Origin of the sequence: Pseudomonas sp. Q1-7, from assembly GCF_028010285.1 — a bacterium.
Lineage (GTDB): Bacteria > Pseudomonadota > Gammaproteobacteria > Pseudomonadales > Pseudomonadaceae > Metapseudomonas.
In genome coordinates this window covers 3,557,701-3,576,761 of record NZ_CP116304.1, presented here as the reverse complement: position 1 = coordinate 3,576,761, position 19,061 = coordinate 3,557,701, and the positions used below count along the sequence as shown (strand labels likewise).

At 65.4% G+C, this 19,061-nt stretch carries 22 protein-coding genes and 2 pseudogenes; 10 read left to right on the top strand and 14 right to left on the bottom strand.

Annotated elements, in window-relative coordinates; translation table 11 throughout:
• Nucleotides 1-19 precede the first annotated feature (19 nt).
• Together PJW05_RS16510 and PJW05_RS16505 are read right to left on the bottom strand one after the other, a co-directional pair.
• Nucleotides 20-916, bottom strand: a complete 897-nt coding sequence (locus tag PJW05_RS16510; RefSeq protein WP_271408080.1) for a hypothetical protein — start codon at nt 914-916, stop codon at nt 20-22.
• A gap of 31 nt (nt 917-947) precedes the next feature.
• A complete protein-coding gene (locus PJW05_RS16505; protein WP_271408079.1) occupies nt 948-2,027 on the bottom strand; it encodes a patatin-like phospholipase family protein in 1,080 nt (359 codons plus the stop codon).
• Nucleotides 2,028-2,195: 168 nt separating this feature from the next.
• On the opposite strand from PJW05_RS16505, the gene PJW05_RS16500 reads away from it, so the two are divergent.
• Genes PJW05_RS16500 through PJW05_RS16485 form a run of 4 tightly spaced genes read left to right on the top strand, consistent with a single transcriptional unit; the run spans nt 2,196 to nt 4,793 of the window.
• Nucleotides 2,196-2,501: a PepSY domain-containing protein gene (locus PJW05_RS16500; protein ID WP_271408078.1), complete on the top strand. Its 306-nt coding sequence runs from the start codon at nt 2,196-2,198 to the stop codon at nt 2,499-2,501.
• On the top strand, nt 2,501-2,815 hold the full coding sequence (locus PJW05_RS16495) for a PepSY domain-containing protein (RefSeq protein ID WP_271408077.1): 315 nt from the start codon (nt 2,501-2,503) through the stop codon (nt 2,813-2,815). The genes PJW05_RS16500 and PJW05_RS16495 overlap by 1 nt, the downstream gene beginning before the upstream one ends.
• Nucleotides 2,815-3,483: a response regulator transcription factor gene (locus PJW05_RS16490; RefSeq protein ID WP_271408076.1), complete on the top strand. Its 669-nt coding sequence runs from the start codon at nt 2,815-2,817 to the stop codon at nt 3,481-3,483. Before PJW05_RS16495 ends, PJW05_RS16490 begins: the two co-directional genes overlap by 1 nt.
• Nucleotides 3,480-4,793 (top strand): sensor histidine kinase, encoded by a 1,314-nt coding sequence (locus tag PJW05_RS16485; protein WP_271408075.1) that lies wholly within the window; start codon nt 3,480-3,482, stop codon nt 4,791-4,793. Before PJW05_RS16490 ends, PJW05_RS16485 begins: the two co-directional genes overlap by 4 nt.
• A 52-nt stretch (nt 4,794-4,845) precedes the next feature.
• On the opposite strand, the gene PJW05_RS16480 is transcribed toward PJW05_RS16485, so the two are convergent.
• The 4 genes and pseudogenes from PJW05_RS16480 to PJW05_RS26830 all read right to left on the bottom strand — a co-directional run.
• Nucleotides 4,846-5,367 (bottom strand): AAA family ATPase, encoded by a 522-nt coding sequence (locus PJW05_RS16480; RefSeq protein ID WP_271408074.1) that lies wholly within the window; start codon nt 5,365-5,367, stop codon nt 4,846-4,848.
• Nucleotides 5,364-5,930, bottom strand: coding sequence for a nicotinamide riboside transporter PnuC (pnuC, locus tag PJW05_RS16475; RefSeq protein ID WP_271408073.1), 567 nt, complete (start codon nt 5,928-5,930; stop codon nt 5,364-5,366). The genes PJW05_RS16480 and pnuC overlap by 4 nt, the downstream gene beginning before the upstream one ends.
• A gap of 65 nt (nt 5,931-5,995) precedes the next feature.
• Nucleotides 5,996-6,586: pseudogene (locus PJW05_RS26835) on the bottom strand (methyl-accepting chemotaxis protein); the annotation flags it as partial.
• Nucleotides 6,587-6,901: 315 nt separating this feature from the next.
• A pseudogene (locus tag PJW05_RS26830) lies at nt 6,902-7,540 on the bottom strand (cache domain-containing protein); the annotation flags it as partial.
• Nucleotides 7,541-7,898: 358 nt separating this feature from the next.
• Between PJW05_RS26830 and PJW05_RS16465 the strand changes: the two are divergent.
• On the top strand, nt 7,899-8,729 hold the full coding sequence (locus tag PJW05_RS16465; protein WP_271408071.1) for an undecaprenyl-diphosphate phosphatase: 831 nt from the start codon (nt 7,899-7,901) through the stop codon (nt 8,727-8,729).
• A 63-nt stretch (nt 8,730-8,792) separates the two neighbouring features.
• Here PJW05_RS16465 and PJW05_RS16460 read toward each other — a convergent pair whose 3' ends face one another.
• Together PJW05_RS16460 and PJW05_RS16455 are read right to left on the bottom strand one after the other, a co-directional pair.
• The gene (locus PJW05_RS16460) at nt 8,793-10,142 is read right to left on the bottom strand and encodes a heavy metal sensor histidine kinase (RefSeq protein ID WP_271408070.1); all 1,350 of its coding nucleotides are present in this window, start codon (nt 10,140-10,142) and stop codon (nt 8,793-8,795) included.
• Complete coding sequence (locus tag PJW05_RS16455) at nt 10,142-10,822, bottom strand: heavy metal response regulator transcription factor (RefSeq protein WP_271408069.1); 681 nt, start codon at nt 10,820-10,822, stop codon at nt 10,142-10,144. The genes PJW05_RS16460 and PJW05_RS16455 overlap by 1 nt, the downstream gene beginning before the upstream one ends.
• Nucleotides 10,823-11,000: 178 nt before the next feature.
• Here PJW05_RS16455 and queF point away from each other — a divergent pair, with 178 nt between their 5' ends.
• Nucleotides 11,001-11,834 (top strand): NADPH-dependent 7-cyano-7-deazaguanine reductase QueF, encoded by an 834-nt coding sequence (gene queF / locus PJW05_RS16450; RefSeq protein WP_271408068.1) that lies wholly within the window; start codon nt 11,001-11,003, stop codon nt 11,832-11,834.
• A gap of 45 nt (nt 11,835-11,879) precedes the next feature.
• On the opposite strand, the gene PJW05_RS16445 is transcribed toward queF, so the two are convergent.
• The 3 genes from PJW05_RS16445 to PJW05_RS16435 all read right to left on the bottom strand — a co-directional run bounded on the left by PJW05_RS16445 (nt 11,880) and on the right by PJW05_RS16435 (nt 13,491).
• The gene (locus PJW05_RS16445) at nt 11,880-12,143 is read right to left on the bottom strand and encodes a DUF4404 family protein (protein WP_271408067.1); all 264 of its coding nucleotides are present in this window, start codon (nt 12,141-12,143) and stop codon (nt 11,880-11,882) included.
• Between the two features lie 132 nt (nt 12,144-12,275).
• The gene (locus PJW05_RS16440; protein ID WP_271408066.1) at nt 12,276-13,016 is read right to left on the bottom strand and encodes an HAD family phosphatase; all 741 of its coding nucleotides are present in this window, start codon (nt 13,014-13,016) and stop codon (nt 12,276-12,278) included.
• Nucleotides 13,017-13,071: 55 nt separating this feature from the next.
• Nucleotides 13,072-13,491, bottom strand: coding sequence for an acyl-CoA thioesterase (locus PJW05_RS16435; RefSeq protein ID WP_271408065.1), 420 nt, complete (start codon nt 13,489-13,491; stop codon nt 13,072-13,074).
• A gap of 106 nt (nt 13,492-13,597) precedes the next feature.
• Between PJW05_RS16435 and PJW05_RS16430 the strand changes: the two genes are divergently transcribed.
• Entirely contained in the window at nt 13,598-14,299 is a 702-nt protein-coding gene (locus tag PJW05_RS16430) for an MlaA family lipoprotein (RefSeq protein ID WP_271408064.1), read from the top strand.
• A gap of 60 nt (nt 14,300-14,359) precedes the next feature.
• Here the strand turns inward: PJW05_RS16430 and PJW05_RS16425 are convergent, their stop codons facing one another.
• Entirely contained in the window at nt 14,360-14,659 is a 300-nt protein-coding gene (locus PJW05_RS16425) for a PilZ domain-containing protein (protein ID WP_271408063.1), read from the bottom strand.
• 216 nt (nt 14,660-14,875) lie between these two features.
• Between PJW05_RS16425 and rssB the strand changes: the two genes are divergently transcribed.
• Both rssB and rssC read left to right on the top strand, forming a co-directional pair.
• Entirely contained in the window at nt 14,876-16,060 is a 1,185-nt protein-coding gene (gene rssB / locus PJW05_RS16420) for a two-component system response regulator RssB (protein ID WP_271408062.1), read from the top strand.
• Complete coding sequence (gene rssC / locus PJW05_RS16415; protein ID WP_271408061.1) at nt 16,057-16,539, top strand: anti-sigma factor antagonist RssC; 483 nt, start codon at nt 16,057-16,059, stop codon at nt 16,537-16,539. Before rssB ends, rssC begins: the two co-directional genes overlap by 4 nt.
• A 68-nt stretch (nt 16,540-16,607) precedes the next feature.
• Here the strand turns inward: rssC and tal are convergent, their stop codons facing one another.
• On the bottom strand, nt 16,608-17,534 hold the full coding sequence (gene tal / locus PJW05_RS16410) for a transaldolase (RefSeq protein WP_271408060.1): 927 nt from the start codon (nt 17,532-17,534) through the stop codon (nt 16,608-16,610).
• Nucleotides 17,535-17,820: 286 nt separating this feature from the next.
• Between tal and PJW05_RS16405 the strand changes: the two genes are divergently transcribed.
• Nucleotides 17,821-17,970: a hypothetical protein gene (locus PJW05_RS16405; RefSeq protein WP_271408059.1), complete on the top strand. Its 150-nt coding sequence runs from the start codon at nt 17,821-17,823 to the stop codon at nt 17,968-17,970.
• On the opposite strand, the gene dusA is transcribed toward PJW05_RS16405, so the two are convergent.
• Nucleotides 17,940-18,950, bottom strand: coding sequence for a tRNA dihydrouridine(20/20a) synthase DusA (gene dusA / locus PJW05_RS16400; protein WP_271408058.1), 1,011 nt, complete (start codon nt 18,948-18,950; stop codon nt 17,940-17,942). The genes PJW05_RS16405 and dusA overlap by 31 nt on opposite strands.
• Nucleotides 18,951-19,061: the final 111 nt, after the last annotated feature.

Genomic DNA, 19,061 nt, shown 5'->3' with positions numbered 1-19,061 from the left:
TTGCGCTGTTTCTGCGGCACTACGCGGTGTTGCTCTGTACCCCGAGGCTCGACGGAAGGCCGGGTTGAAGGCCTGCGGGCACCACCACACCGCCCTCGCAGGCGCGCAAGAGGTCGCGAAGGTGGTGGGCCAGGTAGTCCTGGAAGCGCGAGTCGTTCCAGTACTCCAGATGGCTCAGGGGCGTATGGCGACGGAACCAGGAACCCACGGCCATGGGCCGGTCTTCATGTACGACCGAGGCGTAGCCCTGTACGGGCCGCAGTGGATAGCCCAGCAGGTCGGCGGGAGCGTAGACGTTCAGCCAGCGCGCGGCCTGGCTCATGCGTTCATCCAGGCAGTGCCCCGGAAAGCGAATCGGCTGCACCGGATCGTAGGCGAAGGTGAATAGCGGGATGTTGCAGCCGAACGTCACCAAGGCGGTCAGGGTTTCCATCGCCAGGAACGGGTCGCGTGGGCAACTCGGGGTGGCGTTGAGCTTCTGCTGGTCCCAGACGTAGTTGGAGATGATATGCCCGCCCAGGGAGTGGGCCAGCACCACCAGTGGGGTGGTTGGGCCGACCTTGGCGCGCAGGGCGTTGAGGCCGTTGCGAACGCTCTGGTGCACCTGTTCGTATGTGGCGTCGTAGGCCTGGCTGACCTTGCGGTAGCCGCTGGCATCGCCCAGGAAGAGGGTGACCAGGCGGCGCATCCAGCGCCAACGCACCGGTTCCTGCTCAAGCTTTTCCAGATAGGCCAGTTCGCGCTTGTCCAGCACATTGGCCCAATAGAGCGACTGGAAAGCGACAGCGTCTCCTTCCTGGCCGAGGCGCTTGCGCAGCCCGCGGATCAGGCCCTGGGCGAAGGCGTGCTGCCCGTCCGCGTCCTGCGAGTCCGGCTGATTACCGATGCCGTGAATGATGGCGACCGCCAGCTTCATCCCTGTATTCCCTTCGTTCGCCGTGCCCCGATCAGAGGCTCTGCAGGCGTTCGCTCAGTTTGCCGGTGTCCACCAGTTCGAGAAATTCGTCACCCAGGCGCTGGCTCTCGGCCATGGCCTTGCGCCAGTAGCGCTCGCGCCCGGCATCGTCGCCGAGGTAGCGCTTGAAGTCCTTGCGGTCGGGCAGCTTGCCATGGGGCAGGGTGGCCAGGTAATCGCTCGACGGGGAAATCAGCAGCACATCCTGCAGCCGCTCGGCATCGCCCTTGCGCCAGGGCAGGCCCTTGTCGAACCAGCCGGGCACCACCTTGTCGGTGAAGTGCGGGTAGAGCACAACGCCACCGGGGTGGTAGGGCAGGTCCAGGTGATAGTCGAGCAGGCCGCCGTCACGGTAGGTCCCCGGGCCGGCACCGGGGATGTCGCGCACGCCTTCCATCACCAGGGGAATCGAACCCGACGCGAGCAAGGCATGACGCAGGTTGCTTTGGTCCAGCGTGTGGAAGCGGGAGGGGAAATCGGACAGCGGAGCCAGCGGCGGGACCTGGCGGGCGTCGTGGAGAATGATCCGTTCGAAGTGCCGGGCCAGGCGTGGCCGGCCCAGCAGGTTGCTGCCGATCACCGACGACAGCCCCAGACCCAGGGCGCCGCGCTGATCGTGGGCGAGCAGGCCGTGGCTCTTCACCACCACGACGTTCAGCCGGTAATGGGGGTTGGCCAGAACCTGGGCATCGCGGCCCTGGAGCAGATCGTCCAGCATCAGGCCGCAGAGCCGGCTCACCTCGGCCATGCTCACGCCCTTGGGAAAGCGCTGGCGGGTGTACAGGTCACCCAGGCGGCGGATGCTTTCCGCCGGGTCTGGCAGGCAGGCGCTGGCGAAGCGCCAGGAGCCGATGGAGGCGCCGATCAGCGCGCGTTCCCGCGGGGCGCGTGGCAGCCAATCGCCGAACAGCGCCAGGTCCAGCCCCTGGATGCCCAGAGCCTTGGGGCCGCCCGCAGCGCCTGGCAGGATGCCGACGTCGGCCGGCTGCAGGCCCTGCTCGCGAATGCGCGTCAGGGCGCGGCGGCCGGCGCGGACGGTGAGGGCGGGGAATTTGATCTGGATGGCGCTCATGTTTGGCTCCTTGCAGCAAGGCAGCGATTATAGTGGCGCCCTTGCCGGAACCAAGTCGCTTCAGCACCTGAATGATGTGTCCAAGCCTTGAGCCGAATTCAGCTTCAATTAAGTCGCCCCAGGTATCTTGCGCCCATCGAAAGACACAAGCTCCCAAGGAGACGACCCATGAAGAAACTCGCTGCCCTGTTCGCCGTTGCCACGCTCACCGCCGCCGGTATTGCCCAAGCTCGTGACCTCGGGCCGGACGAAGCCCTGAGGCTGCGCGACGCTGGCACCATCCAGTCGTTCGAGAAGCTCAATGCCGCAGCGCTGGCCAGGCACCCCGGCGGCACCATCAACGAGACCGAACTGGAAGAGGAGTACGGCCGTTACATCTACCAAGTCGAACTGCGTGACGCCCAAGGTGTGCAGTGGGACCTCGAACTCGACGCCACCAGCGGCCAGATCCTCAAGGATCACCAGGACGACTGATGGGCTGGATCCTTCGCTACAGCGGGATCATCGCCCTGATCCTGGCCGTCTTCGCCCTTGAGGCAGCGGCCAGGGACCTGGATCAGGATGAGGCCCTCGAGCTTCGTGCGGCGGGGGTCATCCTGCCCCTCGACCAGTTGCTGCGCAGCGCCCTGGGGCTTTACCCCGGGGCGCGTCTGCTGGAGGCCGAGCTGGAAGAGGAGGACGACATCTACATTTACGAAGTGGAACTGGTCACCGCCGATGGGACGGTACGCGAGCTGGAGCTGGATGCCCGCGACGGGCGAATCCTGAAGGACGAGGAAGACGACTGATGCGTCTGTTGCTGGTAGAGGATCATGTACCCCTGGCCGATGAGCTGATCAACAGCCTGGGCCGCCAAGGCTACGCAGTCGACTGGCTGGCCGATGGCCGGGACGCCCTGCACCAGGGGGCCAGCGAACCCTATGACCTGATCATCCTCGACCTCGGCCTGCCCGGTAAGCCGGGCCTCGAAGTGTTGCAGCAGTGGCGCGCCGGTGGCCTGGCGACGCCGGTGTTGATCCTCACCGCGCGTGGCTCCTGGGCCGAGCGGATCGATGGCCTCAAGGCCGGCGCCGACGACTACCTGACCAAACCCTTCCATCCCGAAGAGCTGGCCTTGCGCATCCAGGCACTGCTGCGCCGTGCCCACGGGCTTGCCAACCAACCCCGGCTGGAGGCGGCGGGCCTGCAGTTGGACGAAGGTCGCCAATGCGTCAGCCGCAATGGCATGGAGGTGCAGCTGACCGCCGCGGAGTTCCGCTTGCTGCGTTACTTCATGCTGCATCCCGGGCAGCTCCTGTCGAAGAGCCACTTGGCCGAGCATCTCTACGACGGCGAGACCGAGCGGGATTCCAACGTGATCGAGGTGCACGTCAATCACCTGCGGCGCAAGCTCGGCCGCGAGGTGATCGAAACCCGTCGCGGCCAGGGTTATCGCTTCACCGGTGAGGGGCGATGAGGTCGATCCAGCGCCGGCTCAGCCTCGGGCTGGTCGGCGTGCTGCTGCTGGTGGGGCTGGCCCTGGCGCAGACCAGTCTGTGGCTGTTCGACCTGGGCCTGCGGCGCTTCCTGGCCGAGGGGTTGCGCGGCGAGGCCGAGTTGCTGCTGGGCGCCCTGGTGCGCGGCCCCAGCGGTATCCAGCTGGACGAGAAACGCCTCAACCCTGCCCATCAGCAGCCCTACTCGGGCCGCTACTTCATCGTCGAACTGGACGGCGAGCCCTGGCGTTCCCGCTCCCTCTGGGACGCCGAACTGGCCATGCCGCAGCAGAAGGGGCTGGTCGAGGGCCTGTTGCCCGGGCCCGCTGAGCAGCGGCTGCTGGCCTGGCGCGGCGATTACCGGCGCTTTGGCCGCCAAGTGCGGATTGCTGTCGCGCAGGACTACACACCTGTCCTGGAAAGCTTCCGGCGCGTGCAGTGGACGGGCTTTGCGCTGGGTGCGGCGGCGCTGTTGCTGATCCTTGCCCTGCAGCGCATCACCGTGCGCCGCGCATTGCGCCCGCTGGAAGACGTGCGCCAGCAGATCGCCCAATTGCAGCAAGGTCAGCGCAGCGACCTGGACCCTCAGGTGCCTGAGGAGCTGGAACCCCTGGTCGCACAGGTGAACCACCTGCTCAGCCATACCGAGGACACCCTCAAGCGCTCCCGCAATGCCCTGGGCAACCTGGGCCATGCGCTGAAGACGCCCCTGGCGGTGCTGGTCAGCCTGGCTGACCGCGACGAACTGCGGAACTACCCGGAGCTGCGCGCGACGCTGTGCGAACAACTGCTGCAGATCGAGCAGCGCCTGGGGCGGGAACTGGGGCGCGCACGGCTGGCTGGCGAGGCGCTGCCGGGGGCGCATTTCGATTGTGACGAAGAGCTGCCCGGCCTGTTCTCGACCCTGGCGATGATCCATGACCGGGGCCTGGACCTGGACTGGGATGCCCCGGCGGGCCTGCGCCTGCCCTGGGACCGGGAGGACCTGCTGGAGCTGCTCGGCAACCTTCTGGACAACGCCTGCAAATGGGCGGAGACCCAGGTCAGCCTGACCATCCGCGGCGAGGCGCGCGGCTACAGCCTGGTGGTGGACGACGACGGACCGGGTATCGCCGCAGACAGGCGAGAGGACGTCATCAGCCGCGGTTCGCGGTTGGACGAACAGGTCACGGGGCACGGCCTGGGGCTTGGCATCGTGCGTGACATCGTCGAATCCTGGAGCGGCCGCCTGAGCCTGGAGGAAAGCCCGCTGGGTGGCCTGCGGGTACGCATCGAGCTGCCGGTGAGCTGATCGCGGGACGGTGCCGGGCGCGCGACGCCGGGGTGTCGATGCTGGGCGGCGATCAATCCAGCCACTCCGCGACCCGCCGTAGCACCTTCAGGCGGCGCGTTTCCCAATCGCCTTCGATCACCTCATGGTCCTGGCCGTGATGCGCGAGCCAGGTGCGGCAAGCCTCGAAGAACACCTGGCGCTCGGCCAGTTCCGGCTGGCAGCGCTGGCCGTCGTCCACCCAGTCGACCTGCTCCGGGCTCAGCAGCAGATGCCGGTCGTAGCGACGCGCGAGCAGCTCGGCTTCCAGCCAGGTGGGGCAGTCGCCGAACAGCGTGCGGCTCCAGAGGATATTGCTCAGCAGATGGGTATCGAGAATCAGCAGGGCGGGCGAACGGGCTCGCGCGCCATCTTCCCATTCGAGCTGGCCACGGGCGATTGTCGGAATGTCGGCATAACAGGGGGTGCGCTGCTCGCGGTCGATGAAATGACGCACGTACTCGCCCACCAGCACCCCGCCGAACTGTGCCTGGATCGCCGCCGCCAACCGGCTCTTGCCGCTGGATTCGGGCCCCGTCAGCACCAGTACTTTCATGCCGCCACCGGTTCCAGATCACGTCGCCAGGTGCGCCAGCCCTGCACGGCGAGGAGGGTGAACAGGGCGTAGAGCGAGGCGGTCAGGTAGAGCCCCTTGTCGACAAACAGCACCACGAAGAGCACATCCAGCACGATCCAGAGCAGCCAGCATTCCAGGCGCTTGTGCGCCATCCAGAGCTGCGCCACGAGGCTGAAGGCGGTCAGCGCGGCATCCCACCAGGGTGCCGAGGCGTCGGTCCAGGTTGCCATGCCGTAACCCAGGGCCAGGCTACCGATGGCGCCGGCGAGCAAGCCCAGGCCCACCGGCTGCGCGGTCAGCCGGCTGACCTGGCGGCCGTCGTGCCGCTCGCCGCCGCGGGTCCATTGCCACCAGCCGTAAAGCTGCAGGACGGCGTAGACCCACTGCAGCAGCATGTCGGAGTAGAGCTTCGCTTCGAAGAAGATCCAGCTGTACATCAGCACCATGGCCAGGCCAATCGGCCAGCACCAGGTGTGCTGCCTGACGGTGAGCCAGACGGCCAGCACGCCCAGGCTGGCGGCGATGAGTTCGAGAGGGGACACCTTGCCGACTCCAGGGAAGAAAGCCGCCGATTGTAGCGGCTCGCTTCGTTCTCGGCTGGGTGCGACTACACCCTGAACTGGCCCAGCAGGCGGTTCAGCTGTTCGGCCAGTTGCCCCAGGTGCTGGCTCGCGCCGGTGGTCTGTTCGGCGGCGCTGGCACTGTTGTGGGCGAGGCCCGCGGCCTGGGTGACGTTCTGGTTGATGTCTTCGACTACGTGGGACTGCTGCAGCGTGGCACTGGCGATGGAGGCGTTGAGGCCGGTCAGGTTGCGCAGCGACTGGGCGATCTGCGCGAGGCTTTCGCCGGCTTGGCTGGCCTGCTCCACCGTGGCGCGGGACGCCCGGTTGCTTTCGTCTATCACCTGCACTGCCGCCTCGGAGTTCTGTTGCAGGCGCTCGATCATGGTCTGGATTTCCGCGGTGGATTTCTGCGTGCGCTGGGCCAGCAGGCGAACTTCGTCTGCCACCACCGCAAAGCCGCGTCCTTGCTCGCCGGCACGGGCGGCTTCGATGGCGGCGTTGAGCGCCAGCAGGTTGGTCTGCTCGGCAATGGAGCGGATCACCTCCAGCACGCTACCGATCTGGGCGCTCTCCTGGGCCAGCGTCTGGATGACGTCCACCGCCTTGGTGATGGTGCTGGACAACTGGTCGATCTGCCGCAGGCTGCTGTCGATGTTGTCGTGGCCCTGGCGTGCCTGCTCTTCCGCGTGGCGTACTTCGCTGGCCGCGTGCTCGGCGTTCTTGGCCACGTCCTGCACGCCATAGGTGACCTCGTTGATGGCGGTGGCCACCTGCTCCATCTGCAGGGACTGCTGCTCGCTCTGGCGCAGTCCCTGGCTGGCGATGCTGTCCAGGCTGCCGGCGGCCTGACCAAGGGCGCTGGCAGCCTCCAGGGATTGGCGGATAACCCCGCGCAGCTTGCCGGTGAAGGCATTGAAGTGGCCGGCCATGGCGGTGATCTCGTCGCGGCCATGGGTATCCAGGTTGCCGGTGAGGTCACCCTCGCCGCTGGCGATGCGGGCCATGGCGGCGACCACCTCGTCCAGCGGGCGGGTGATGCTGCGCGCGATGAGGATCACCAGCAGGGCCATGATCACGGCAATCGCCAGCCCCACCGCCGAGGCGCGCAGGGCCTGCTCGCGGAACTCGGCCTGCATGTCGTCGATGTAGATGCCGGAGCCGATCACCCAGCCCCAGGGGGAGAACAGTTGCACGTAGGACACCTTGGGCACAGGGTCACTGGCACCCGGCTTGGGCCAGCGGTAGTCGACGAAGCCGGCGCCTTCGGCCCTGGCCACCCGCGCCATCTCGTTGAACAGGGCCTTACCGTCCGGGTCCTTGTAGCCGGAGAGGTCCTGGCCCTCCAGCTTGGCGTTGGTCGGGTGCATGACCATGCGCGGCGTCAGGTCGTTGATCCAGAAGTAGTCGCCCTTGTCATAACGCAGCGCGCGGATGGCCTGCATCGCCTGCTTCTGCGCCTCTTCGCGGGGCAGGGTGCCGGCGGCTTCCTGGGCCTGGAAATACTCCAGCACACCGGCCGCGGTCTCGACCACCTGCCGGGTCTTCTGTTCCTTGCCCTGATAGAGGTCGCTGTAAAGCTGCTGCAGCATCAGTACGCCGAGACTGACCAGCATGAATACCGCGACGATGAGGATCAGCCAGAGACGACGGCTGATCGGCAGGTTGCGCAAGCTGTGCATGGGGTGGAGCTCCTGATTCTTGTTTTGGGTTGCGAGCTTGAAGCAGAACAGGCTCGCTGGCCTTTTGGCAATCAGCCTTTAGCTGGGAATTCCAAATGGCTCTCTGTTAGCATTTCGGCCTTTCGGGACAAAGCTTGAAGTGCATTCGTCCCGGAACCCGTTCGCTGGCGTTCTGCTCTCATCGCCGTCCGGCACTCGCAGCCTGCCAGCTTCCTGAATATTCGTACGTAAAGGCCGCCGCAAGCGTGCGCCTCGGGGGAAAGTTTCGATGGATTTGTGGACGGCCATGCAGGCCATGCTTCTGGGGATTGTCGAGGGACTGACGGAGTTCCTGCCGATCTCCAGCACCGGCCACCAGATCGTGGTTGCCGACCTGCTGGGCTTCGCGGGCGAGCGCGCCATCGCGTTCAACATCATCATCCAGCTGGCGGCCATCCTCGCGGTGGTCTGGGAATATCGCCACAAGATCCTCGACGTGGTGGTGGGGCTGCCCACCCAGCGCGGCGCCCAGCGTTTCACGATCAACCTGCTGATCGCCTTCTTCCCGGCGGTGATTCTTGGCGTGGCCTTCGCCGACATGATCCATCACTACCTGTTCAACCCCATCACCGTTGCGTCGGCCCTGGTGGTCGGGGGTGTGATCATCCTGTGGGCGGAAGGGCGTCAGCATGAGGTGCAGGCCGAATCCGTCGACGACATGAGCTGGAAGCACGCCCTCAAGGTCGGTTGCGCCCAGTGCCTGGCGCTGGTGCCGGGCACCTCGCGCTCCGGCGCCACCATCATCGGCGGCCTGCTGTTCGGACTGTCGCGCAAGGCGGCCACCGAGTTCTCCTTCTTCCTCGCCATGCCCACCATGGTCGGTGCGGCGGTGTACTCGGGCTACAAGTACCGCGACCTGTTCCAGCCCGGCGACCTGCCGGTATTCGCCCTGGGCTCGGTGGTGTCCTTCGTGTTCGCCATGATCGCCGTGCGCAGCCTGCTGAAATTCATCGGCAGCCACAGTTACGCGGCGTTTGCCTGGTATCGCATCGGTTTCGGCCTGTTGATCCTGGCGACCTGGCAGTTCGGTTTGATCGACTGGTCCACGGCCCAGGGCTGATCGGCCCATAGTGGAGAAAGGCGCACCTTTTGGTGCGCCTTTTGCGTTTCTGGGCCGCGCGTTTCAGGTCGTCGGGAAGTCGAGGATGAAGCGTGTCCAGCCTCCGGTGGACTCACAGCGGATGTCGCCGCCGTGGGCGCGAACGATGGAGCGGGTGATGGCCAGGCCCAGGCCGGCGTGCTCACGCCCCTCGCGTCGGGCGGGGTCGGCACGAAAGAATCGGTCGAACAACCGGGGTAGCAGGTCGGCGGGGATGTCGGGACCGCTGTTGGCCACGGTCAAGCGCAGGCCGCGCTCATCACTGACCAGTTCCAGTTCGATGCGGCCACCGGCGGGGGTGAAGCGCAGGGCGTTGTCCAGCAGGTTGGAGAGGGCGCGGCGCAGCATGCTCCGGTCGGCGCTGAAGCGGGCCTCGCCGCTGCGACGCATGGTCACCTGGCGGTCTTCGGCGAGGGGGCTGAAGTAGTCCAGCAGGGCATCCAGCTCGCCGGCCAGTTCCAGCGGCTCGCGACGGGTCGCCAGCAGGCCGTGCTCGGCCTTGGCCAGGAACAGCATGTCACTCACCATCTGCGCCAGGCGCTGGAGCTCTTCCAGGTTGGAGTGCAGGGCTTCGCGGTACTCGTCCGTCGCGCGTTGCTGGCTGAGGATCACCTGGGTCTGCGTCAGCAGGTTGGACAGCGGTGTGCGCAGCTCATGGGCGATGTCGGCGGAGAAGGCCGAGAGTCGCTGGAAGGCGTCGTCCAGCCTGGCCAGCATGGCATTGAAGGCGCGTACCAGCTCCACCAGCTCCTGGGGCACCTGGCGGTCGTCCAGGCGGGTGGTCAGGGAGCTGGCGGATACCCCGGCAGCCACCTCGGCCATACGGTGCAGGGGACGCAGGCCACTTCGTGCTGCCCAGGCACCGAGCAGGGCGGTGGCCAGGGCGGAAAGCCCGACCGTAAGCCAGATCAGCCGCTGCATGCGATCGAGGAAGTGCTGGTGGTGGGTGATGTCCAGCGCCAGGGAGAGGCGCGGCGAGGCCGGGTCGCCGGCCCGCAGTGGCGCGCTGTAGACCCGGTAGGCGGTGCCATCCTGCTGCCCGTCATGGAGCCCGTCGCGGGCTGGCGCCTTCAGGCCTTCGGCGCTGTTGAACCAGTACGCGCCGTCAGGGCCTTCCAGGCGCAGGGCGAGGTCCGGGTGCAGGCCCAGTTCGCTCTGCAGGGCTTCCAGGCGCGGCGCCAGATCGGCAGGGCCCTGCACATCGCGAACCTGGGCGCGGAAGGCCTCCAGGCGAATTTCCAGCAGTTGTCGGTCGAGCTCGATGAAGTGCGCCTCGCTGGCGCGGTTGAACAGGACGCCGGCGATCAGCGAGACGGTGGCCGTGCAGGCGGCGAACAGCAAGCCCAGGCGGGCCGTGAGGGACAGTCCACGCATCAGCCTTCCCGCGCCTCCAGCACATAGCCCATGCCGCGCACGGTATGGATCAGCTTGGTGGGGAAGTCGTCGTCCAGCTTGGCCCGCAGGCGGCGGACGGCGACTTCAATGACGTTGGTTTCGCTGTCGAAGTGCATGTCCCAGACCTGGGCCGCGATCAGCGACTTGGGCAGGACTTCGCCCTGGTGCCGGAGGAGGAACTCCAGCAGGGCGAACTCCTTGGTGGTGAGGTCGATGCGTTGGCCGCCGCGCTCGACTTTCCGGCTCAGCAGGTCCAGGTGCAGGTCGGCCAGCGTCAGACTGGTATCCGGCGGGGTGGTTGCGCCGCGGCGCAGGAGGGTGCGGACACGGGCGAGTAGCTCGGCGAAGGCGAAGGGTTTCACCAGGTAGTCGTCGGCGCCCAGCTCCAGGCCATGGACGCGCTCTGCCACGGCGTCCCGCGCGGTGAGGAACAGCACCGGAACCTGCAGGCCTGCCTGGCGCAGGCTACGCAGCACCTGCCAGCCGTCGAGGCCAGGAAGCATCACGTCCAGGATGATCAGGTCATAGTTGCCGGTCAGGGCCAGATCCCGGCCCGCCAGGCCATCGGTGGCCAGGTCTGCCAATAGGCCTGCTTCGTTCATGCCCTGGCGGAGGAACTGGCCGGTCTTGGGTTCGTCTTCGACTATCAGTAGTTTCATGCTGGCAGTGGATTCCTGCGGGATTCGTCGCCGGGATGGCTTTATACCGCGCCGGCGGCCCGGACCGTGAAAGCTGACGAAGTTGTAATGCAGTGGCGCCGTTGGTGCCGTGGATTTTTCAGCGCCCGTCCGGCTGTATACAATTGCCCGATTTCCGCATTCTCAGGTCCGTCCGTCCATGCATCACCCCGCCGAACATTCGCCGCTGGGCAAATCCAGCGAGTACGTCAGCACCTACAGCCCGGAACTGTTGTTCCCGATCTCCCGCGTGACCAAGTGGCGCGAGCTTGGACTGACCGCCGCGACGCTGCCTTACCAGGGCGTGGACTACTGGAACTGCTACGAGCTGTCCTGGCTGACGCCATCGGGCAAACCAGTGGTGGCGATTGGTGAGTTCGCCATTCCGGCCGATTCGCCGAACATCATCGAATCCAAGTCCTTCAAGCTCTACCTCAATTCGTTGAACCAGTCCGTCTACCGCGAGGCTGCCGAGCTGGAGCAGGTGCTGGCGCGGGACCTGAGTGCGGCCGCTGGGGCGCCGGTTGCCGTGCGGGTGCGCAGCCTGGCGGAGGTCGAGGCCGAGGGCGTGGCCGGCCTGCCGGGCGTGTGCATCGACGAGCTGGAGATCGCCATCGACAACTACCAGCATCCGCAAGCCGAGCTGCTGCGCGCCGAGGCGGGCCCGCCGGTGGAGGAGGTGCTCTACAGCCATCTGCTGAAGTCCAACTGCCCGGTCACCGGTCAGCCGGACTGGGGCACGGTGGTGGTCGAGTACCGGGGCGCAAAGCAGCTGGATCACGCCAGCTTCCTGACCTACCTGGTGAGCTTCCGCCAGCATTCCGACTTCCACGAACAGTGCGTGGAGCGCATTTTCCTCGACCTCCAGCGGTTGCTCGAACCGGAGCGGCTCAGCGTGTATGCACGCTACGTGCGCCGGGGCGGGTTGGACATCAACCCTTACCGGAGCACCCACGCGGTCCGCGTCGATAATCGGCGGCTGGTCCGGCAGTAACGAAAACCCCGACTCGACGTCGGGGTTCTTTCTTCGCAGGACCGGCTAGATTCCCATGTTCGCCAGGCTCTGCATGATATTGCGCAGGGTGCCCGCCAGGGTCGGGTGGCTGGCTTCGAAGCGCTCGACGGCCAGGTTGATTCCATCCACCAGCGTGGCGTCCGGGGCCGACGCCGCTTCCTCGGCCAGGCGGAGTTCGATTTCCTGCATCAACTCGATCAGCGATGCGCGTTCCTCCGCATCCAGCGGCGGTTCCTGGGCCAACTGGTCGCGCAGTTGTTGCAGTTGCTGCTGCAGGTTCTCAGGCATGTCGTTCTCCCTTCGCGAATGTCTCAGGAGTGGACCCGCCGATGCGATCGAAGGTCCCTCATGCCTTAGAGAGTAATCCAGGCGCGGCGCGCCTGCCTGACCCGGATCAAGCCTGAAACAAATCCCCTGGTTTCAGGGTTTCTCGCCCTTGTCGCGGCGGTAGGCGAGGTCCTCCAGGCAGGGCGCGAGCTCCCCCAGGTGATCGATCACCGAATGTGCACCCAGGCGATACAGCTGCAGCGTGGCGGCGGCCCGCAGGCGCTCGCGCTCGCCGCTGCCCAGGGCCCGCCAGTCTGCGGGGGCGAGACCACAGAGAGGACCGCTGGCGGCAAGGCCGACGGTCCAGAGTCCGGCATTCAGCCCGGCTTTCAGCAGGCGCGGGTCGGCGCTGATCAAGACGCAGCCTGCCAGACGTGTAACGCCCAATCCCGCCAGGGCCTGCCAGCAGCTGTCCGGCGCGGGCCAGGGGCGCGCGCCATTGGTTTCGCCGCCGCCCAGCCAGGCGGGCAGGGGGGCGGCCAGACGCCAGCTGGCCGCCGCGGGCAGTTCGTCGAGCCAGGCACAAGGCACCTGGCTGCCGTGCACCAGGCTCGCCAGTGTGTCGAGGCCGGGGACGATTTCCGCGTGTTCGCCGGCGGCCTCCAGCAACTGCTGCTGGAGGACTTGGAACTGCTCGTCGCTGGCGGGCGCGTCCAGCGCATGGTCGAGTGCGGCGCGTGGCGGCAGGGTCGCTGCTTCTGCCAGGCGCGTGGCGGGGCAATCCGGCAGCAGGCGGTTCAAGGCCAGGGGAAGGGTGCGGGCGCCGAAGTCCACCAGGCAGCCGGAAAGGCCGAAGAGGAGGGCGGTGAAGGCGGGCGGTTGGCTCTGGGGCATCTGCGTCATCCTGACGGCGTCTGGCGCAGGCTAACCGCTGCGTGTGACAGCGAAGTTACCGGTTCTGGCCGGCTCCCATGACCTGGCGCAGCTCATCCGGCACGGGCACCGACCTGTCGGCGGCGTGGTCGATCCAGACCAGCTTGCAATGGCCTTCACCATAGAGCGTCTGCGGATCTTCCAGGGTGCTCAGGCGGTGCTCAACCACCAGACTGCTGTTGCCCACCGGCCCCGCGTAGAGTTCGATGACCACGGTGGCCGGATGCACCACGGGCTTGAGGTAGGTGTGCAGGGTTTGCAACACCACCGGGCCGCGGGGGACATTGTTCATGGCGATGCCGAGACTTTCGAACCAGGCGACCCGTGCTTCTTCCAGGTACTGGATGTAGAGGGTGTTGTTGACGTGGCCGTAGCTGTCCATGTCGCCCCAGCGAACGGGGATGTGTGCAACATGAAGCAAGGTTTTCTCTGACATGCTGGCTATCCGCTATGCTGCCCGGAGTCGGGCGATGGCCTTATACTGCGCGCCCTCAATGGGCGGCGGCGGGCCGCCACACTACTTTTCTCAAGGAGAGTCTGCAATGCAATTGATCGGTGCGCAGTGGCTCGATCGTCTGGGCCGTATCCTGGCTTGCGTCACCCTGGCGGCGCTGCCGGTCGCTGGCAACGCCGCGGAAGAAGATCCCTGGGAGGGTTTCAACCGCGCGATGTTCCGATTCAACGACACCCTCGATACCTATGCCCTGAAACCCATCGCCCAGGGCTACCAGGCGGTCACCCCGCAGTTCCTCGAGGATGGTATCCACAACGTCTTCAACAACATTGGCGACGTGGGCAACCTGGCCAACGACCTGTTCCAGGCCAAGTTCCACAATGCCGGCGTCGACACGGGCCGCCTGGTGTTCAACACCACCTTCGGCTTGCTGGGCTTCTTCGATGTCGCTACCCACATGGGTCTGCAGCGCAACGACGAGGACTTCGGCCAGACCCTCGGCTACTGGGGTGTTGGCAGCGGCCCCTACCTGGTGATCCCGTTCCTCGGCCCGAGCACCGTGCGCGATGCGGGCGGCAAGATTCCGGACGCGTTCCTCGAACCCTATCCCTATATCGACCACGTGCCGACCCGTAACGTAACCCGTGCGGTGGATGTGGTGGATACCCGCGCCAACCTGCTGTCGACGGAAAAGCTGATTACCGGCGACAAGTACATCTTCATCCGCAACGCCTACCTGCAGAACCGCGAGTTCAAGGTGAAGGATGGCGAGGTCGAGGACGACTTCTAAGGCTTCCGGGCATGAAAAAGGCGACCCCAGGGTCGCCTTTTTCGTTTCAGGCCGTTGCGCCTAGCGCATGCCGAGGATGGCCAGGCCGAGGGTGCGGCTGCCGTTGGCGTTCTCGCCGATCCGTACCACTTCGGCCTCGGCCTCCAGGCCCTTCAGGGAGCTGTGCTCGGAGGGAATGAGCACGCGGACGCGATCGCCGACCGTCAACTCAGCGCTCACTTCGAGCTGCATGCCGCTGCTGGAAAGGTCGAGGCAAAGCGCCGGGAACTGCTGACCTGCGTGTTCCAGGATGGCCTTGGTCTGCACGTGCATCCTTATAAAGTCGCGCTTCTCGCTGTAGGGGCGGTCATCCAGGCTCACGCGCTGTTCCTCTTGTCATCATGGAGTGGGGCCGAACCCCTTATAACTTCCAGCGATTTCAGGTGTAAAGTCAGAGATCGACTCGCGGCGCAAGCTTGAATCGCCCTGCGGATGGGAGTACCGTCTGCGCCGTAAAGCGAACCCCCGTACTCGTGCTCGGGCCTTAGGTCGGGTGCTACAACAACCCATCCCTGGCGCCGTTTGCCTGGATACTCCATGCACAATCCCAGTGCCAAGCTGCTGATTATTGACGACGACGAGGTAGTGCGCGCAAGCCTCGCGGCCTATCTGGAAGACAGTGGATTCAGCGTTCGACAGGCCAGCAACGGTCTGCAAGGGCTGCAGGTTTTCGAGCAGGAGCGCCCGGATCTGGTGATCTGCGACCTGCGCATGCCTCAGGTCGATGGCCTGGAACTGATCCGTCGTATTTCCGAACTCGAAGCAGAAACCCCGGTAATAGTGGTCTCCGGTGCCGGCGTCATGAGCGACGCGGTCGAGGCCTTGCGCCTGGGTGCTGCGGATTACCTGATCAAGCCGCTGGAAGACCTCGCGGTTCTCGAACATTCGGTTCGCCGTGCTCTCGACCGCGCGGCCCTGCGCCTGGAAAACCGCCGCTACCGGGAAAAGCTCGAATCCACCAATCGCGAACTGCAGGCCAGCCTGCACCTGCTGCAGGAAGACCAGAACGCCGGTCGCCAGGTGCAGATGAACATGCTGCCGGTGACACCCTGGGAGGTGGACGGCCTGCGGTTCGCCCACCAGATCATTCCGTCGCTTTATCTGTCGGGTGACTTCGTCGATTACTTCCGCGTGGACGAGCGCCGTGTGGCGTTCTATCTGGCGGACGTTTCCGGTCATGGCGCGTCCTCGGCCTTCGTGACCGTCCTGCTCAAGTTCATGACCACGCGCCTGCTCTACGAGTCCCGGCGCAGTGGCACCTTGCCCGAGTTCAAGCCTTCCGAGGTGCTCGGGCATATCAACCGAGGGCTGATCAACACCAAGCTGGGCAAGCACGTCACCATGCTCGGCGGTGTGATCGACGAGGAGCGCGGTCAGCTGACCTACAGCATTGGCGGGCATCTGCCCCTGCCGGTGCTCTACAGCGAGGGCAAGGCTTCCTACCTGGCCGGAAAAGGCCTGCCGGTGGGGCTGTTCGAAGAGGCGAGCTATGATGACCGGATCATCGATTTGCCGTCGTCCTTCAGCCTGACCTTGCTTTCCGATGGGATCCTGGACCTTTTGCCCGGGGAAACCCTCAAAGATAAGGAAGCCGCGCTGCCAGAGATGGTCTGCGAGGCGGGTGGCAGTCTGGATGGCTTGCGACAAGTATTTGGACTGGCCAGCCTGGGCGAGATGCCGGATGATATCGCCTTGCTGGTGTTGAGCAGGAACCTTGCATGAGTACCGGTAAAATCCAGTTTGCCGAGCAGGATGGGACTTTCGTCCTGAAGTTCGTCGGAGAAATCCGCCTGACCCTGTGTTCGGCCCTGGATGCGACCATCGAGAAAATCTTCTCGGCGCTGAACTTCTCGGCCATCGTGATTGACCTGACGGAAACCCAGAGTATCGACAGCACCACCCTGGGCCTGCTGGCCAAGCTGTCGATCCTCTCGCGGCAGAAGGTGGGCCTGTTGCCCACGGTAGTGACCACTCACCCGGACATTACCCGGCTGCTGCAATCGATGGGCTTCGACCAGGTGTTCAATATCGTCGGGGCGCCGGTCCCGCGCCCTGAATGCCTGGAAGACCTGCCACCGCAGGACCAGACGGAGGACGTGGTCCGCAACAAGGTGCTGGAAGCCCACCGCATCCTGATGGGCCTGAACGAATCCAACCGCGAAGCCTTCCACGATCTGGTCAGCGCCCTCGAGCGCAGTTGATCCGCTCTCTTTTCTTACCCGGAAATGACAACGCGCGCAGCCTGTAGGGGCCGGCGCGCGTTGGTGTTTCAGCGGCGGGAGGCGAGCAGGGCTTCCAGCTTCTCCTGGTCGCGGGCGAACAGGCGGATACCTTCGGCCAGCTTCTCGGTGCCCATGGCATCTTCGTTCAGTTGCCAGCGGAAGGCCGTCTCATCCAGCACGACACGGCTTTCGGCCTCGCTGCCGGGCGCCAGGTTGCGCGCCAGAGCGCCCTGATCGTCCGCCAGCTTCTGCAGCAGTTCGGGGCTGATGGTCAGGCGGTCGCAACCAGCCAGTGCTTCGATCTGCCCGAGGTTGCGGAAGCTCGCGCCCATCACCACGGTTCGGTAGCCATTGGCCTTGTAGTAGCGGTAGATGCGCGAGACGGACTGCACGCCCGGGTCCTCGTCACCGACGTAGTCGCGGCCCTCAGCCTTCTTGTACCAGTCATAGATGCGCCCGACGAAGGGGGAGATCAGGAACACCCCGGCGTCGGCGCAGGCGGCAGCCTGGGCGAAGTTGAACAACAGGGTCAGGTTGGTCTGGACGCCCATGCGTTCCAGCTGCTCGGCCGCGCGGATGCCTTCCCAGGTGGAGGCGATCTTGATCAGCACGCGGTCGCGACCGATACCCGCTTCCTCATACAGGCCTATCAGGCGCTCGGCGCGGCGCAGGGTGGCCTGGGTATCGAACGACAGGCGCGCATCCACCTCGGTCGAAATGCGCCCTGGAATCACTTTGAGGATTTCCTGGCCGACGGCGACGCCGAAACGGTCGCAGGCCAGGCCCAGATCACCGCCGGCTCCGGCGATGGCGCTGTCGAGCAGCTCCGCATAGCGGGGCATGGCGGCGGCCTTCAACAGCAGGGACGGGTTGGTCGTGGCGTCGACCGGCTTCAGGCGGGTGATCGCGTCCAGATCGCCGGTGTCGGCGACGACGGTGGTGTACTGCTTGAGTTGGTCCAGCTTGGAGGTCATGGCGAAACCTTGTCGTGGCGGATGAACTGACCTTACCCGAGCCGCCGGGGCCGCTCAACGGGGACGCAGGGGCTTTTTTACAGGCAATCGGCCTGCCTGTAACAACAGACTGTGAACAGGGGGTGCCGGGTTCCGCGGCGAAGGAAACTTCGCATTTCTATTGCGGTTTTTCCGATCTCATACGTCTTCTCCTATGAGAGCCCCGAGTGTTCGGGACAACAGGCTGGCAGGAGATCCGGCCGGAGGCCTGGCGTCGGGCAGGCCATTGAGCAACAACGAGATCCAGATGCGAGTACATACCTTGCCGCACCTCATGCCGGTCGTGCCGCAGCCCATCGGCCTGGTGATAGCCACGGGAGGCAGCCGTTTCCGCCTGGCGCCGGCCTGGGAAGCGTCGATTTCCGCTCAGCGGCCGCGCAACAGTTCGGCGGCCTGATCCAGCAACGCGAGCGGGTCGGCGGTCTTGTGCACGTCGACCGACAGCAACTGGCGGAAGCGTCGGGCGCCTGGGAACCCCTGGGCCAGTCCGAGCACGTGGCGGGTTACGTGGTGCATCACGCCACCTTCGCCAATGTGGCGCTCGATGTACGGGCGCATGGCTTCCAGCGCCTCGGCACGACCGATCCGGGACCCATCGCCGCCGAACAGCGCCGCGTCCACCTCGGCCAGCAGGTAGGGGTTGTGGTAGGCCTCGCGGCCCAGCATCACGCCGTCGAAGGTTTCCAGGTGCGCACGGCACTCGTCGAGGGTCTTGATGCCGCCATTGAGAACGATTTCCAGATCCGGAAAGTCCCGCTTCAGCTGCGCCGCCACCTCGTAGCGCAACGGCGGGATTTCGCGGTTCTCCTTGGGTGAAAGCCCTTCGAGAATGGCGATGCGTGCATGCACGGTAAAACTGCGGCAGCCGGCTTCGCGCACTTGGCCGACGAAATCGCAGAGTTCCGCGTAGCTGTCACGGCCGTTGATGCCGATGCGGTGTTTTACGGTGACGGGTATTTCCACCGCATCCAGCATTGCCTTGACACAATCGGCCACCAGCGCCGGATGCCCCATCAGGCAGGCGCCGATCATGTTGTTCTGCACCCGGTCGCTGGGGCAGCCGACGTTCAGGTTCACCTCGTCGTAACCCGCCGCCTGAGCCATTTTCGCGCAGGCCGCCAAGTCCGCCGGCACACTGCCACCCAACTGCAACGCCAGTGGATGTTCAGCCTCGTCGTGGCGCAGAAAACGCTCACGATCACCATGCAGCAGCGCCCCGGTCGTCACCATCTCGGTGTAGAGCAGGGCGTGGCGCGACAGCTGGCGCAGAAAAAAGCGGCAGTGCCTGTCGGTCCAGTCCATCATCGGCGCCACGGAGAAGCGACGGGACAGGGAAGGGCGCGTGGTTTCTGGCTTTGAGGCTGATTCTAGAGGCATTTCGCGTATCGCGTTCTCAACGTGTTTTCGGGGGTTTCCGAGCATTCATTTCAAGTGGGTGGTAAAATGTACCACCTGAAAAACTTTATGTACCACCAGCCAGGAGGGCAG

What these genes read in the sequence shown, in the direction of transcription:
- PJW05_RS16510 (WP_271408080.1), bottom strand. Translation starts at nt 916, where the DNA reads ATGAAGCTGGCGGTCGCCATCATTCACGGCATCGGTAATCAGCCGGAC.
- PJW05_RS16505 (WP_271408079.1), bottom strand. Translation starts at nt 2,027, where the DNA reads ATGAGCGCCATCCAGATCAAATTCCCCGCCCTCACCGTCCGCGCCGGC.
- PJW05_RS16500 (WP_271408078.1), top strand. Translation starts at nt 2,196, where the DNA reads ATGAAGAAACTCGCTGCCCTGTTCGCCGTTGCCACGCTCACCGCCGCC.
- PJW05_RS16495 (WP_271408077.1), top strand. Translation starts at nt 2,501, where the DNA reads ATGGGCTGGATCCTTCGCTACAGCGGGATCATCGCCCTGATCCTGGCC.
- PJW05_RS16490 (WP_271408076.1), top strand. Translation starts at nt 2,815, where the DNA reads ATGCGTCTGTTGCTGGTAGAGGATCATGTACCCCTGGCCGATGAGCTG.
- PJW05_RS16485 (WP_271408075.1), top strand. Translation starts at nt 3,480, where the DNA reads ATGAGGTCGATCCAGCGCCGGCTCAGCCTCGGGCTGGTCGGCGTGCTG.
- PJW05_RS16480 (WP_271408074.1), bottom strand. Translation starts at nt 5,367, where the DNA reads ATGAAAGTACTGGTGCTGACGGGGCCCGAATCCAGCGGCAAGAGCCGG.
- PJW05_RS16465 (WP_271408071.1), top strand. Translation starts at nt 7,899, where the DNA reads ATGGATTTGTGGACGGCCATGCAGGCCATGCTTCTGGGGATTGTCGAG.
- PJW05_RS16460 (WP_271408070.1), bottom strand. Translation starts at nt 10,142, where the DNA reads ATGCGTGGACTGTCCCTCACGGCCCGCCTGGGCTTGCTGTTCGCCGCC.
- PJW05_RS16455 (WP_271408069.1), bottom strand. Translation starts at nt 10,822, where the DNA reads ATGAAACTACTGATAGTCGAAGACGAACCCAAGACCGGCCAGTTCCTC.
- queF (WP_271408068.1), top strand. Translation starts at nt 11,001, where the DNA reads ATGCATCACCCCGCCGAACATTCGCCGCTGGGCAAATCCAGCGAGTAC.
- PJW05_RS16445 (WP_271408067.1), bottom strand. Translation starts at nt 12,143, where the DNA reads ATGCCTGAGAACCTGCAGCAGCAACTGCAACAACTGCGCGACCAGTTG.
- PJW05_RS16440 (WP_271408066.1), bottom strand. Translation starts at nt 13,016, where the DNA reads ATGCCCCAGAGCCAACCGCCCGCCTTCACCGCCCTCCTCTTCGGCCTT.
- PJW05_RS16435 (WP_271408065.1), bottom strand. Translation starts at nt 13,491, where the DNA reads ATGTCAGAGAAAACCTTGCTTCATGTTGCACACATCCCCGTTCGCTGG.
- PJW05_RS16430 (WP_271408064.1), top strand. Translation starts at nt 13,598, where the DNA reads ATGCAATTGATCGGTGCGCAGTGGCTCGATCGTCTGGGCCGTATCCTG.
- rssB (WP_271408062.1), top strand. Translation starts at nt 14,876, where the DNA reads ATGCACAATCCCAGTGCCAAGCTGCTGATTATTGACGACGACGAGGTA.
- rssC (WP_271408061.1), top strand. Translation starts at nt 16,057, where the DNA reads ATGAGTACCGGTAAAATCCAGTTTGCCGAGCAGGATGGGACTTTCGTC.
- tal (WP_271408060.1), bottom strand. Translation starts at nt 17,534, where the DNA reads ATGACCTCCAAGCTGGACCAACTCAAGCAGTACACCACCGTCGTCGCC.
- PJW05_RS16405 (WP_271408059.1), top strand. Translation starts at nt 17,821, where the DNA reads ATGCGAGTACATACCTTGCCGCACCTCATGCCGGTCGTGCCGCAGCCC.
- dusA (WP_271408058.1), bottom strand. Translation starts at nt 18,950, where the DNA reads ATGCCTCTAGAATCAGCCTCAAAGCCAGAAACCACGCGCCCTTCCCTG.